This is a genomic window from Actinobacillus genomosp. 1 (genome assembly GCF_029774175.1).
Taxonomy (GTDB): domain Bacteria; phylum Pseudomonadota; class Gammaproteobacteria; order Enterobacterales; family Pasteurellaceae; genus Actinobacillus.
In genome coordinates this window covers 1,748,490-1,761,659 of the sequence record NZ_CP103834.1, presented here as the reverse complement: position 1 = coordinate 1,761,659, position 13,170 = coordinate 1,748,490, and the positions used below count along the sequence as shown (strand labels likewise).

The following is a 13,170-nucleotide window of genomic DNA, read 5'->3' as shown; positions in this document are numbered from 1 at the left end:
ATCGAAAAGCGGTCGTTTTTAGCAAAAATTTTACTAAAAACGACCGCTTGTGATGAGCGATTAACGCTCAATTTTAGAGCGAATCAACTCGATTAAATCAGCCATTTCTTGCGTTGGAGCAGGGGCTTGGTGCATAAACCAACGGAATAATTCCGGATCGGTATATTTAAGCATTGCCACAAAAGTTTGTTGCTGTGCTTCGCTTAAATCATCAAAATGTTCCTTGTAAAAAGGCATAATCATTTTGTCTAATTCGCGCATACCGCGGCGACATTCCCACTCAATTCTAAAACGATTTAATTCAGCCATTATTTCACCTCATGAATACGTAGTTCTTTCGGTACTTCAAACACCATATTTTCTTCGCAACCTTCTAAATTGCTCACACCGGTTACGCCTAAAGTTTTTAAATGTTCAACCACCGATTGCACTAGAATTTCCGGTGCCGAAGCACCGGCGGTAATACCGATAGTTTCTACACCTTCCAACCAGTTCGGATCAATATCTTGCGGACCGTCAATCAATTTAGCCGGTACACCCATACGTGAAGCGAGTTCTGCCAAGCGGTTGGAATTTGACGAGTTTTTGGAACCGACCACTAATACCAGTTGTGATTGCTTCGCCAATTCTCTTACCGCTTGTTGGCGATTGGTTGTCGCATAACAAATATCGTTTTTACGCGGGCCTTGAATCGCCGGATATTTCTCTTTTAACGCTTCAATCACACCGCTGGTATCGTCAATCGAAAGCGTGGTTTGCGTCATAAAGGTCAGTTCGTCTTGATTGCTGACCGGCAGTTTTGCAATATCTTCAACCGATTCCACCAAGAAAATGCCAGCGTCTTGGTTGTCATATTGTCCCATCGTGCCGATCACTTCCGGATGGCCTTCGTGTCCGATTAAAATCGCTTTGGTACCTTTTTTGCTGGCACGCGCCACTTGCATATGTACTTTGGTGACTAACGGGCAAGTTGCATCAAACACTTTTAAACCGCGCTGTTTTGCTTCTTGGCGAACCGCTTGCGAGACACCGTGTGCCGAGAAAATCACAATCGCATCATCCGGTACTTCATCCAATTCTTCGACAAATACCGCACCTTTGGCTTTTAAGCCGTCCACCACAAAGCGGTTGTGTACCACTTCGTGACGTACATAAATCGGTGCGCCGTGGATTTCAAGGGCGAGTTCTACAATCGAAATCGCTCGATCAACGCCGGCACAGAAACCTCTTGGGTTTGCTAATAAAATATTCATTTAATCACTCTTTTTCTTTTTGTCGAGGAATGCTTCCAAGATGAGCAATCCTGCACCCACTACAATGGCAATATCCGCCACATTAAACACGGGATAATGATAAATATCCCAATAAAAATCAAAGAAATCAACCACATAACCATTATAAGCACGGTCAATCGCATTGCCGATAGCACCACCGATAATTAGGGCATACGCAGAATTTTCCAATTTTTTGACCGCTTGATTACGCCACAGCATCGCTGTTAAACCGAGTGAAATAACAATCGCCAGCCCTAAGAAGAAATATTTCTGCCAGCCGCCGTGGTCGGCTAAAAAGCTGAACGCCGCGCCATAGTTGCGTACATAAGTTAAATTAAAAACGGGTAATACGTTTACACTTTCATACAGATCAAAGCGTTGTACCACAAGGTACTTTGTCCATAGATCAATAATAATCGTCGCTAAACTCAGCCACAACCATTTGATGCCGGTTTGTTTCATAGTGTTCCTATTTGAATGTTAATGCTAAATACTTCACAAGTTGTTTTTCTTTTATAAGGGGAGAGATAAACACCACTCACTAAATAGCGTCTTCGTTTTCTTCACCGGTACGGATACGAATCACTCGCTCGACATCATAGATAAAGATTTTACCATCGCCGATTTTACCTGTCTGTGCGGTATCGATAATCGCTTCGATACAAGCATCTACTTGGTCATCCGCTACTACGATTTCCAGTTTAATTTTCGGTAGAAAATCAATCGCATATTCCGCACCGCGATAAAGCTCGGTATGGCCTTTTTGACGGCCAAAGCCTTTCGCTTCGGTGACGGTCATACCGGTAATACCCGCATCGGTTAATGCCTCGCGCACATCATCCAGTTTGAACGGCTTAATAATCGCTTCGATTTTTTTCATAATAAGTTCCTATTTCAAATTACCACGGAAAACGCAGATTACTCGGAATGTAAAATTCTCAGTAAATTTAACCGCTTGTTTAGTTTTCCGAGTTATCAGTGTGTTCCGTGGTTTTAAAGATTATCTTCTCGCTGATTTCGGGCGGAAACTTTCGCAGATTTCAGGGTGAGTGTCGATATAAATTTCACTTAGTAGTTGTAAGCAATAAGGCACGGCACTAAAAATGCCTCGTACCAGCGTATTGCCTTGCACGTTTTTCACTCCTTCCAAGGTTTCTTTAATCGCTTTCGGCTGCCCTGGTAAATTTAAAATCAGTGAGTCGTGACGAATAACACCGACTTGGCGAGAAAGAATTGCGGTCGGTACAAAATGCAGGCTCACTTGACGCATTTGTTCGCCGAAGCCCGGCATTTCTCGGTGTGCCACCGCAAGGGTTGCATCCGGCGTAACATCTCGTTTTGCCGGTCCTGTTCCGCCGGTGGTTAAGACTAAATGGCAATGGTGTGTATCGACCAATTCAATCAATGTTTGCTCAATTACAGCTTGTTCGTCCGGAATTAAACGTGTTTCAACTTCAAATGGCTCAGTTAATGCGGATTCCAACCAGGCTTGTAACTCAGGAATGCCTTGGTCTTGGTAAATTCCGCCGGAAGCTCGGTCTGAAACGGAAACCAAGCCGATTTTTAATTTATCTTTACTTAACATTTTTATCCCTTGTAATTTTAGGGCGGGTATAAAACCCGCCCGTATTCATATTGAATTTTAGCAAAATAGATTATTTTTTATCTTCCGCTTTTGCCGGTTGTTTATTTTCTTGTTCTTTCAGCATTGACATTGCCATGTTGATACTTTTTTCAACCGTCGCACGGCGCGGTTCTCCTTCAGGGATCAGTTTTAACATCATTCCCCAAGTCATTGCCGCCATTTTGTAGTCTTGCTCTTCAAAGGAGCTGAAAGCAAGTAGGCTAAGTGCATCTAAATTGGTATGGTCTTGGCGTAGAATTTCTTTTAACACCTCTTTACCTTTATCTTTATCCGCTTGATCTTGCGAGAACATCAGCACTTGTGCATAACTGCCTTTATATTGCAGATTTTTCGGGTCTAATTTGCTGGCTTTTTCATAGCTTTCCAGTGCTAATTGACCGTCATCTTTCGCCATACCGATTTGACCTAACATAAACCAACCTTTGGCATCATTCGGTTTCTCTTGCAGCTCTACACGCAATGCCATCGCAAATTGATTTAGTTCTTGTTCGGATAACGGATTGGTATCTTCGTCTTTGATACGCTCATAGAAGTATTCCAATTTCTTATGGGTCATATCAATCATATTGCCCGCTTGCCACGAACCGACGCTCACATAAGCTGCGGTACCGATAGCACCTACGGCTAACAGTAAACCGACAAACCAGGCTTTACCCGACTTACTTTGTTGAAGCTGTTGCGCTTGCACTTGTTCGGGAATATCGTCCAACAAACTTTGTTGAAGTTCCAATTTGGTTTTTTCCGGATCGTCAATTACCCCTTCGTTCGCTTCACGTTCAACTTCTTTTAAACGATCTAAATAGAAGGCTTTATTTAAGCTGTCACGTTTAGTGGAATCACTTTTGACGGTCTTTTTTAGTAACGGATAGAACGCAATTAAACAGATAACGAGCGTAACTATCGCAATAATGATCCAAAAATTCATTAGTCGTCCTTATTATTAAGAATTTGATTTAAACGTGCCTGATCAATCTCTGCCGTTGCAGAATTTTGTTCGGATTTAACCGCTTGTTTTACTTTGGACTTCCGTCCCCAAATTAAACCGAAACCAAGTAGTAATAATGCTACCGGTAAAACCCAAAGTAAGATGGTTGCCGGTGTCAGCGGCGGATCATACGTTACGAAGTTACCGTAACGCTCAATCATATAATTCACCACTTCATCTTTACTTTTACCTTGTTTAAGCAATTCCAACGTTTTTACACGCATATCGGTGGCAATCGTGGCATTCGAATCGGCGATATTATTATTTTGACATTGCGGACAACGCAGTTCTTGAATTAACTTATGATAATCCGCTTCTTGTTGCGGCGTGTCGAACTGGTTAAATTCAACCGGTGCGGCAATCGCTACTGAGCCGGCTAAAATAAAAAGAGATAACAGTTTTTTCATATTATTGCTGCTTAAGTTTTTCATAAATCGGTTTTAATACTTGATTCCATACTTGATCATTCACATCACCGGCGTGGCGGTAGTGGATAACCCCTTTACCGTCAATGATAAAGGTTTCGGGCGCACCGTAAACACCTAAATCTAAGCCTAAAGAGCCTTTCGGATCATAGATATTCGCTTTGTACGGATTACCGTAACTGGCGAGGAATTTCATTGCTTTTGAGCGTTCGTCTTTATAATCCACACCGACAATTTCTACTCCTTGTTTAGCCAGTAACGTTAAGTATTCGTGTTCGGCATAGCAAGTCGGACACCACGTCGCCCAAACGGTTAATAAGCGAGGCGTACCGGTTTTTAACACATTCTGGTCTAACATTTGTTTTTCGTCCAATAAGGATTCCAAGCGGAAATCGGGGATCGTTTTACCGACTAAAGCGGATTCTAGCTTTTTAGGATCGTCGCCCTGCGCATTACGAGAAAGTTGTACCATAAAGGTGACGGTGAGCCCTAAAAAAATAATTAGAGGAAGTAACAGTTTTTTATTCATAATTAGCGGTCTTTTTTCGGTGAAATTTTACAAAAACAGGCGGTTAGCTTAACAAAAATTTAGCGGTTAATCGCCTATTAATTTTCGGTATTTTAACTATACGGCGTTACGTTTTTCATTTTATTTACGAAGCTTCACCGTTTGGATTGCGTGGTCTTCGCCTTTGATTAGAATTAAATTGGCGCGCTCGCGGCTCGGCAAAATGTTTTGTTTTAAATTCAAGCCGTTGATTTCATCCCAAATGGTTGAAGCGGTTTGAATCGCTTCTTGTTCCGACAGTTTTGAATAATGATGAAAATAAGCATTCGGATCAGAAAACGCACTGCGACGGAATTTTAAAAAACGATTAACATACCATTCTTTGAGTAAATCTTCATCGGCATCTACGTAAATAGAAAAATCAACAAAGTCCGATACGAAGACGTTATGCGGACTTGACGGATAATTCATACCACTTTGCAGTACGTTTAGCCCTTCCAAAATCACGATATCCGGTTGATCCACCACATTATATTGATTAGGAATGATGTCGTAAGTTAAGTGTGAATAAATCGGCGCTTGGACATAGCGTTTGCCCGATTTAATATCGGAAACGAATTGAATCAAACGATGAATATCGTACGATTCGGGAAAGCCTTTTCGTTTGAGCAAATCTTTTTCTTGTAATTTTTCCAACGGATATAGAAAACCGTCCGTCGTAATCAGATCAACTTTACGCTCGGTCGGCCATTGCGATAATAATGCCTGTAAAATACGAGCCGAGGTACTTTTACCGACCGAAACGCTGCCGGCAATACTAATCATATAGGGTACTTTTGGTGAAGCTACATCAAGAAAACGATGTAAAACGGTCTGACGCTTCAGATTCTCTTCAATATAGTAGTTAATTAAACGAGCAAGCGGTAAATAAATGGTACTTACTTCATCTAAGGAAAGATCTTCATTAAAACCGAGTAGTGGTTTTAAGTCTTGTTCGGTCAATTTTAATGGAACGGATTTACGTAATTCCGCCCATTTTTGACGATCAAAAGTTAAAAAAGGTGTGATTTTGTTTGATTTTTGCAGGCTCATAGCCAAATTCTCTAGTTTTCCGATGCAATAGTATGCTTTTCTTAAGAAAAGCTTGGATACAAATATACAATATAAATCTAAAAATAGGACGTTTTATCTTAAGAAAAACAAGTAAAATATCTAAAAAACAATCATTTTGTTTACTAAGCAATCGAAAAAACAGATTTTTTAATTTTTTTGAAAAAAATACTTGCGCGCTTTTAAAATTTCCCTATAATGCACCTCACTTGCTTACGACAACGCAACGCCGACTTAGCTCAGTAGGTAGAGCAACTGACTTGTAATCAGTAGGTCACCAGTTCGATTCCGGTAGTCGGCACCATTATCGCATGTTGTAAATAAGTATTCAATTAATCGTGGAGGGATTCCCGAGCGGCCAAAGGGGGCAGACTGTAAATCTGTTGGCTCAGCCTTCGAAGGTTCGAATCCTTCTCCCTCCACCATTTCTTCTAATTGAATCGCACATCGGACAGACGAATTTAGAACAGCGGGCATCGTATAATGGCTATTACCTTAGCCTTCCAAGCTAATGATGCGGGTTCGATTCCCGCTGCCCGCTCCAAGCGCTGATATAGCTCAGTTGGTAGAGCGCACCCTTGGTAAGGGTGAGGTCGGCGGTTCAAATCCGCCTATCAGCACCAGTTATTCTTCTAATTTCATCTCTTCAATGTCTTAAATTTATTAACAATTTCTACATTTGGTTAATGTGGTTATGTACCATTTGTAACCGTGTTTGTTTAAGAGGCTTTTTAAAATGTCTAAAGAAAAATTTGAACGTACAAAACCGCACGTTAACGTGGGTACAATCGGCCACGTTGACCATGGTAAAACAACTTTAACAGCAGCGATCACGACTGTATTATCGAAACACTTCGGTGGTGCGGCACGTGCATTCGACCAAATCGATAACGCGCCGGAAGAAAAAGCGCGTGGTATCACCATCAACACCTCACACGTTGAATACGATACGGAAACACGTCACTACGCACACGTAGACTGCCCGGGACACGCGGACTATGTTAAAAACATGATTACCGGTGCGGCGCAGATGGACGGTGCAATCTTAGTAGTAGCAGCGACAGACGGCCCAATGCCACAAACTCGTGAGCACATCTTATTAGGTCGCCAAGTAGGCGTACCATACATCATCGTATTCTTAAACAAATGCGACATGGTAGATGACGAAGAGTTATTAGAATTAGTAGAAATGGAAGTACGTGAACTTCTTTCTCAATATGACTTCCCGGGTGACGATACACCAATCGTACGTGGTTCAGCGTTACAAGCGTTAAACGGCGTGCCGGAGTGGGAAGAAAAAATTCTTGAGTTAGCACACCACTTAGATACATACATTCCAGAGCCAGAGCGTGCGATTGATAAACCATTCTTATTACCAATCGAAGACGTATTCTCAATTTCTGGTCGTGGTACGGTAGTAACAGGTCGTGTTGAACGTGGTATCATCAAATCAGGTGAAGAAGTTGAAATCGTAGGTATCAAAGAAACTACGAAAACAACCGTAACTGGTGTTGAGATGTTCCGTAAATTATTAGACGAAGGTCGTGCGGGTGAAAACGTTGGTGCATTATTACGTGGTACAAAACGTGAAGAAATCGAACGTGGTCAAGTATTAGCGAAACCGGGTACAATTACTCCACACACAGACTTCGAATCAGAAGTTTACGTATTATCAAAAGAAGAAGGTGGTCGTCATACTCCATTCTTCAAAGGTTACCGTCCACAGTTCTACTTCCGTACAACAGACGTAACAGGTACAATCGAATTACCTGAAGGTGTTGAGATGGTAATGCCTGGCGACAACATCAAAATGACTGTAAGCTTAATTCACCCAATCGCGATGGACGAAGGTTTACGTTTTGCGATTCGTGAAGGTGGTCGTACAGTAGGTGCGGGCGTTGTAGCGAAAATCATCAAATAATTAAGTTTTAGCTTAATATTTGAAGTGAAATGCTAAAGAGAAGGCGTGTTGAAAGACACGCCTTTTTGTTTTTTATGATGGGTATTAAGGTAACGGATTAGTTATGCCGGTTATGAATAAATACGCGGAAAATCATGAGAGACGAAAGAAAAAGCAATGAAAAAGACCGCTTGTTGTGCAATAAGCGGTCTGATTTTTATGAGATTTTGATTAAGCGATTTTTATCGCTTTATATTGGCTGCGTGGTGCGAGGATAAGATCTCTAGCCGCAATAATTTGCAATTCGTAAACGCCCGAGGTTGCCGTTACTTCCATTACGTCATTTACCGCATTAGCCGTATGTTCGAAGGCTTCGATATCCGATTTACCGTTCAATAAATTCGCTAAGAATAAACCCGCAGTCAGATCGCCTACACCTACCGGTTCCTTAGCAAAGGGATATAATGGGCGACTAATATGCCACATACCTTCATTTGTCGCAAATAGCATTTCAAATTTATCCGCTTGTTTACCGACTTTACTTAAATGTTTCACTAAAACTTTTTTCGGTCCTTTGGTTAGAATTACTTTGACCGCTTCAATCGCTTGTTCAAAATTTTCTACGGTTAAGCCGCTTAATTCTCTTAATTCGACTAAATTCGGGGTAATAATATCAGCATGTGCCATTGCCTGTTTTATTAACCCTTCTTTTACTCCGTCGGCAACAATACAGCCTTTATCCGGATGTCCCATTACCGGATCGCATAGATAAATCGCATTCGGATTACGGCTTTTCACCGTATGAAATGCGTTTACAATTTCTGTCACTTGTTCGGCCGAGCCGATGTAACCGGAAAGTACCGCATCACATTTTGTCAATTCGCCAATCTCATCAATCCCTTGAACGATTTCACCGATTTGTTCTTTCGGCATTACCATACCTTTCCATTTACCGTATTGAGTATGATTAGAGAATTGTACGGTATTCAATGCCCAAACATCGACACCTAGCAACTGCATTGGAAAGGTAGCGGATTTATTGCCGGCGTAGCCATAAACCACATGAGATTGAATAGACAGAATGTTTTTCATTCAATTAACTCCTTTTTTATTTTTGAATGTATAAAAATCTAACAAAACAGACTTGTAACTTTAAACGAAAAAACTATAATAACGCCTCTTTTCAAGAAACGCCGACTTAGCTCAGTAGGTAGAGCAACTGACTTGTAATCAGTAGGTCACCAGTTCGATTCCGGTAGTCGGCACCATTCTTTCTTACTTCCGAATATCTTCTTATTCATTCAAAAATAGTCAATTTAAGATTTTTGTGTATAAAAAAGCGATCAAATATTCGCAAAAAATTGCAAAAATTTGACCGCTTGTTTTCTCTTTTGTTTATACGTAGCCGTAGCTCATTAAACGTTGATAACGACGATCTAATAGGTCTTCCGTACCGAGCGGAGCTAAGTCTTGTAAATCGGCCAAGATTTGTTGTTTAAGATTTTCCGCCATTTGTGCAACATCACGGTGCGCACCGCCTAGCGGTTCCGCAACAATGCTGTCGATTAAGTTTAACTCTTTTAAACGTTGTGCGGTTAAGCCCATAACTTCTGCCGCCGTTGAGGCTTTTTCGGCACTTTTCCACAGAATTGAAGCACAGCCTTCCGGAGAAATAACCGAATAAGTCGAGTACTGAAGCATATTGACTTTATCGCCTACACCGATAGCTAAAGCACCGCCGGAACCGCCTTCACCGATAACCGTACAGATCACAGGCACTTTTAATTGTGCCATTTCACGTAAGTTACGTGCGATGGCTTCCGCCTGACCGCGTTCTTCCGCACCGATACCCGGATAAGCTCCCGGGGTGTCGATAAAGGTGATAATCGGCATATTAAAACGATCCGCCATTTCCATTAAACGTAATGCTTTACGATAACCTTCCGGTGCCGGCATACCGAAGTTACGTTTCACTTTTTCTTTGGTGGTACGGCCTTTTTGGTGACCAATGACCATCACTGGACGTCCGTCAAGGCGAGCGATGCCGCCGACGATTGCTTTATCGTCCGCAAACGCACGATCACCGGCAAGTTCGTCAAATTCCGTGAAAATATGTTCGATATAATCTAAGGTGTACGGACGATTCGGGTGACGTGCCATACGAGAAACTTGCCACGCGTCTAAATTGGCAAAGGTTTTTTTCGTCAGTTCTTCGCTTTTTTTCTGTAAGCGTTTGATTTCATCATCAAGGTCGATTTTACCGTCTTGCTCGCTGACCGCACGGAGCGATTCGATTTTCGCTTCCAATTCGGCAATCGGTAATTCAAAATCTAAATATTCTTGGCTCATTGTCTAAGTCCTATTTTCAGAAAATTCTATCTATTCTACCAGTGATACAGGTTAAATAGGTATTTAAGCGGTTATTTTTTTCAATTTTTTTGCAATTTTTGTGACAGATCCGACCGCTTATTCGGTAACGATAAATTGTCCCATCGCACCTCGGTCACGCAGCATAAAATCCGAGATACCAAAGGTGAAGGGTAATTGTGCGCTTGCTTGGTGATCAAAACGAACTAACAAGGTGACTTCTTGATTTTTTTCTAACCAAACCGTATCACGCCATGCGAGTTGCTTATGCGGCAGACGTTGGCGATTACGGGTTTCAATCAGGAATTTTGCACCTTGCAGGGTAAATCCGACCGCTTCATCACTGGTAATATACCAACGTTCGACACTGCCTTGTTTTACATTAAAATCAATCCGTTTCGGATCAAAACGTTGTTGGTTAATCAGCCGATCGAACGGGCGTATAATTAAGCGACGCTCTGCAGCAATTTTTAATTGAAAATCTTCCGTCGCAAACGGCGGTAAACTCGGTTTGTTGCTTAACACTGCCGCCATACCTTCCGGGCGAAGTTCCAAAATCACGTTGTCGGTTAGTTCGTTATCGTCACTAAAGAGGCTTTTCGCTTGGTAAAAAATATCCCGTTTTTGACCGCTTATCAAAGAAACGGTTTGACCTTCGTTGAGATCAACCAGTACTTCCACCCGTTCCGAAGGGGCAAGCGTAATACTCTCTAACGGCACGGGTTCCGCTAGCATACCGATACCGGTCGCAATTAAATGTAACGGTTGATTATTATCCAATCGTAATTGATAAGGGCGAGAAAGCGAAGCGTTTACAATACGTAGGCGTACCCAACCGCGCGCGACTTGGTGATAAGCGGATTCCTGACCGTTTACAAATAGACGTTTACCAAAGAATTGTTTTTGGTTGGTATCTAAAACCTGTACGCCTTGTTTGTTGAGTTGTTGGTCTTGTAGTATCAGCGGAATATCATTTACACCGTATTTATTCGGTAAATTCGCCTTTTTACTTTGCTCGTCTTCGATAATCCATAATCCCGCCAAACCGCGATAAATTTGGAAGGCCGAATTGAGCATCGTGTCGGCGTGATACCAACAGGTACAAGCGGGTTGATGTATCGAGATAATCGGCGACCAGCTGCTTTTAGCCTCCAATTTACGATGGATAGAACCGATCATTTCAGTCGGAGCCAATAACCCTTGAATATTCATCGTAACCGCTTGCGGTAAATTATTTACATAAGTCAGTTTGACGAAATCATCGGATTTAACTCGTACGGTCGGGGCGAGGTATTGACCGTTTACCCCCCATACATCAACTAATTTGCCTTTATCAAATTGCGTTTGCGCAGGGCGTAAATCCAAACGCACGGGGCGACCTCGACCGACGTCAATAATCGGTGGGATTTTTAGCGGTTGGCGTTCCGCCGCCCATAAGGTTTTAGGCGAAGAAAACATAGTCACGGCAACCGCAGAACGTTTAAGTAATTGTCTTCTGGTCAGATTCATCATCTTGATTACTTTATTTCTTAGCTTCTAATTCGGCAATTTCCGCATCTAACGCTTCAATTTTAGACGACATCATCGCATAACTTTTTTCGATTAGTTCTTTAATATTGTCACGGTTATAACCGCTGGTATCAATCGGTTCTAAGGTTTCGCAAATGACCACACCGTTATTCCAACGGTTTAAATCGACTTTATGGTGTAGCGAAGAACAGACAATCGGCACAATCGGCACGCCGGCGGCAATTGCGGTATGGAATGCGCCGGTTTTAAACGGTAATAAACCTCTGCCTCTACTGCGAGTACCTTCCGGGAACATCCAAATCGAAATTTGACGCTCGCGAATAATTTCACCGACTTTATTCATCGTGCTGATTGCGCTGCTGCGTTTTTCACGATTAATAAAAATATTACCGGTCGCCCAGTACACCAAACCGAAAAACGGAATCCAAATCAGACTTTTTTTACCGATAGTCACCGTGCGAGGCGGCACCATACCGGCAATGGTGAGCATATCGTAATTGTTTTGGTGATTGGCGATATAAATCGCCGATTGGTTAAAGTCCGGACGAGGACGATAAATGACTTTTAGTCCAACCAAATGGTGCATCATGGAATACATTTTGGCGACCACACCGACCGAATTCGGATGGCGAAAACGAGCAAAAGCATACAGCGTTCCGATAAGAGAAATCAGAATCGCAAGGATAGCGATCAAAATAATACGAAGAAGTTTTAACATAAATAGCCTTGAGTTTGAATGAAGCTTGCGCTTCTTAAAAATTTACCAAAGTATAGCAAATTTTACTTATTTTATTAAAAGGTTTAAATGCAGAATAAAAGCCGTTATATTAGTTTTACTTTTCAACCAGAGGATGTTTAAGATGAGTAATGTAACTTTAATGGGTAATCCAATCTCCGTTGCCGGTATCTTCCCACAAGTAGGCGATACGGTTGCCGATTTCAGCTTAGTCAATAACGGCTTGGAAAATGTCGCATTAGCGAGCTTTGCCGGACAGCGCAAAGTATTAAATATTTTCCCAAGTATCGATACCGGTGTGTGTGCGACCTCAGTACGTGTATTTAACCAAAAAGCGGCTGATTTAGCGAATACCGTGGTACTTTGTATTTCTGCCGATTTACCTTTTGCACAAGCGCGTTTTTGCGGCGCGGAAGGCATTGAGAACGTACAAACCCTTTCAACATTCCGTAATAAAGCGGTACATAACGCATTAGGCGTTGATATTCAAAGCGGTCCGCTTGCCGGCTTAACTTCACGTTCCGTTATCGTGTTAGACGAAAATAATCGTGTGTTACACAGCGAATTGGTTTCCGAAATTAAAAACGAACCGAATTACGAAGCGGCATTAGCCGTATTAGCTTAAACATAAAGCCAAATCATAAAATGTAGTACCTTCCGTTTTATGGTATAATAAAACGATTACAAGCG

15 protein-coding genes and 5 tRNA genes are annotated in these 13,170 nt (G+C 41.9%); 7 read left to right on the top strand and 13 right to left on the bottom strand.

From position 1 onward, the window contains the following. Window positions 1-60: 60 nt before the first annotated feature. The 9 genes from NYR63_RS08160 to coaA form a co-directional block, all read right to left on the bottom strand. The gene (locus NYR63_RS08160) at window positions 61-309 is read right to left on the bottom strand and encodes a succinate dehydrogenase assembly factor 2 (protein ID WP_279457084.1); all 249 of its coding nucleotides are present in this window, start codon (window positions 307-309) and stop codon (window positions 61-63) included. After that, on the bottom strand, window positions 309-1,253 hold the full coding sequence (ispH, locus tag NYR63_RS08155; RefSeq protein WP_279457083.1) for a 4-hydroxy-3-methylbut-2-enyl diphosphate reductase: 945 nt from the start codon (window positions 1,251-1,253) through the stop codon (window positions 309-311). The genes NYR63_RS08160 and ispH overlap by 1 nt, the downstream gene beginning before the upstream one ends. Then, window positions 1,254-1,736: a signal peptidase II gene (gene lspA, locus NYR63_RS08150; RefSeq protein ID WP_279457082.1), complete on the bottom strand. Its 483-nt coding sequence runs from the start codon at window positions 1,734-1,736 to the stop codon at window positions 1,254-1,256. Window positions 1,737-1,815: 79 nt separating this feature from the next. After that, window positions 1,816-2,154 (bottom strand): nitrogen regulatory protein P-II, encoded by a 339-nt coding sequence (gene glnB, locus NYR63_RS08145; RefSeq protein ID WP_039198472.1) that lies wholly within the window; start codon window positions 2,152-2,154, stop codon window positions 1,816-1,818. A 120-nt stretch (window positions 2,155-2,274) separates the two neighbouring features. Then, window positions 2,275-2,859, bottom strand: coding sequence for a molybdopterin adenylyltransferase (mog, locus tag NYR63_RS08140; protein WP_279457081.1), 585 nt, complete (start codon window positions 2,857-2,859; stop codon window positions 2,275-2,277). Between the two features lie 70 nt (window positions 2,860-2,929). Next, window positions 2,930-3,844, bottom strand: a complete 915-nt coding sequence (ccmI, locus tag NYR63_RS08135; protein WP_279457080.1) for a c-type cytochrome biogenesis protein CcmI — start codon at window positions 3,842-3,844, stop codon at window positions 2,930-2,932. Continuing rightward, on the bottom strand, window positions 3,844-4,335 hold the full coding sequence (locus tag NYR63_RS08130; protein ID WP_279457079.1) for a cytochrome c-type biogenesis protein: 492 nt from the start codon (window positions 4,333-4,335) through the stop codon (window positions 3,844-3,846). Before NYR63_RS08130 ends, ccmI begins: the two co-directional genes overlap by 1 nt. Next, complete coding sequence (locus tag NYR63_RS08125; protein ID WP_279457078.1) at window positions 4,313-4,858, bottom strand: DsbE family thiol:disulfide interchange protein; 546 nt, start codon at window positions 4,856-4,858, stop codon at window positions 4,313-4,315. The genes NYR63_RS08130 and NYR63_RS08125 overlap by 23 nt, the downstream gene beginning before the upstream one ends. A gap of 120 nt (window positions 4,859-4,978) precedes the next feature. Continuing rightward, on the bottom strand, window positions 4,979-5,929 hold the full coding sequence (gene coaA, locus NYR63_RS08120; RefSeq protein ID WP_279457077.1) for a type I pantothenate kinase: 951 nt from the start codon (window positions 5,927-5,929) through the stop codon (window positions 4,979-4,981). A gap of 246 nt (window positions 5,930-6,175) precedes the next feature. Here coaA and NYR63_RS08115 point away from each other — a divergent pair. The 5 genes from NYR63_RS08115 (at window position 6,176) to tuf (ending at window position 7,868) form a co-directional block, all read left to right on the top strand. Beyond that, a tRNA-Thr gene (locus NYR63_RS08115) sits at window positions 6,176-6,251 on the top strand. 36 nt (window positions 6,252-6,287) lie between these two features. Beyond that, window positions 6,288-6,372, top strand: a tRNA-Tyr gene (locus NYR63_RS08110). A gap of 44 nt (window positions 6,373-6,416) precedes the next feature. Beyond that, window positions 6,417-6,491, top strand: a tRNA-Gly gene (locus NYR63_RS08105). Window positions 6,492-6,494: 3 nt separating this feature from the next. Continuing rightward, window positions 6,495-6,570 (top strand) — tRNA-Thr (locus NYR63_RS08100). Between the two features lie 113 nt (window positions 6,571-6,683). Next, complete coding sequence (gene tuf / locus NYR63_RS08095; protein ID WP_009875214.1) at window positions 6,684-7,868, top strand: elongation factor Tu; 1,185 nt, start codon at window positions 6,684-6,686, stop codon at window positions 7,866-7,868. A 210-nt stretch (window positions 7,869-8,078) separates the two neighbouring features. On the opposite strand, the gene pdxY is transcribed toward tuf, so the two are convergent. Beyond that, window positions 8,079-8,939 carry a pyridoxal kinase PdxY gene (gene pdxY / locus NYR63_RS08090; RefSeq protein WP_279457076.1) on the bottom strand — a complete coding sequence of 287 codons (861 nt, stop codon included), beginning with the start codon at window positions 8,937-8,939 and terminating at the stop codon, window positions 8,079-8,081. 100 nt (window positions 8,940-9,039) lie between these two features. Here pdxY and NYR63_RS08085 point away from each other — a divergent pair. Next, window positions 9,040-9,115 (top strand) — tRNA-Thr (locus NYR63_RS08085). A 127-nt stretch (window positions 9,116-9,242) separates the two neighbouring features. Here the strand turns inward: NYR63_RS08085 and accA are convergent. The 3 genes from accA to NYR63_RS08070 form a co-directional block, all read right to left on the bottom strand. Beyond that, the gene (gene accA, locus NYR63_RS08080) at window positions 9,243-10,196 is read right to left on the bottom strand and encodes an acetyl-CoA carboxylase carboxyl transferase subunit alpha (RefSeq protein ID WP_279457075.1); all 954 of its coding nucleotides are present in this window, start codon (window positions 10,194-10,196) and stop codon (window positions 9,243-9,245) included. 117 nt (window positions 10,197-10,313) lie between these two features. After that, the gene (locus tag NYR63_RS08075) at window positions 10,314-11,726 is read right to left on the bottom strand and encodes a multicopper oxidase domain-containing protein (protein ID WP_279457074.1); all 1,413 of its coding nucleotides are present in this window, start codon (window positions 11,724-11,726) and stop codon (window positions 10,314-10,316) included. A gap of 10 nt (window positions 11,727-11,736) precedes the next feature. Next, window positions 11,737-12,462: a 1-acylglycerol-3-phosphate O-acyltransferase gene (locus NYR63_RS08070; RefSeq protein ID WP_279457073.1), complete on the bottom strand. Its 726-nt coding sequence runs from the start codon at window positions 12,460-12,462 to the stop codon at window positions 11,737-11,739. 142 nt (window positions 12,463-12,604) lie between these two features. Here NYR63_RS08070 and tpx point away from each other — a divergent pair, with 142 nt between their 5' ends. Continuing rightward, the gene (gene tpx / locus NYR63_RS08065; RefSeq protein ID WP_279457072.1) at window positions 12,605-13,105 is read left to right on the top strand and encodes a thiol peroxidase; all 501 of its coding nucleotides are present in this window, start codon (window positions 12,605-12,607) and stop codon (window positions 13,103-13,105) included. Window positions 13,106-13,170: the final 65 nt, after the last annotated feature.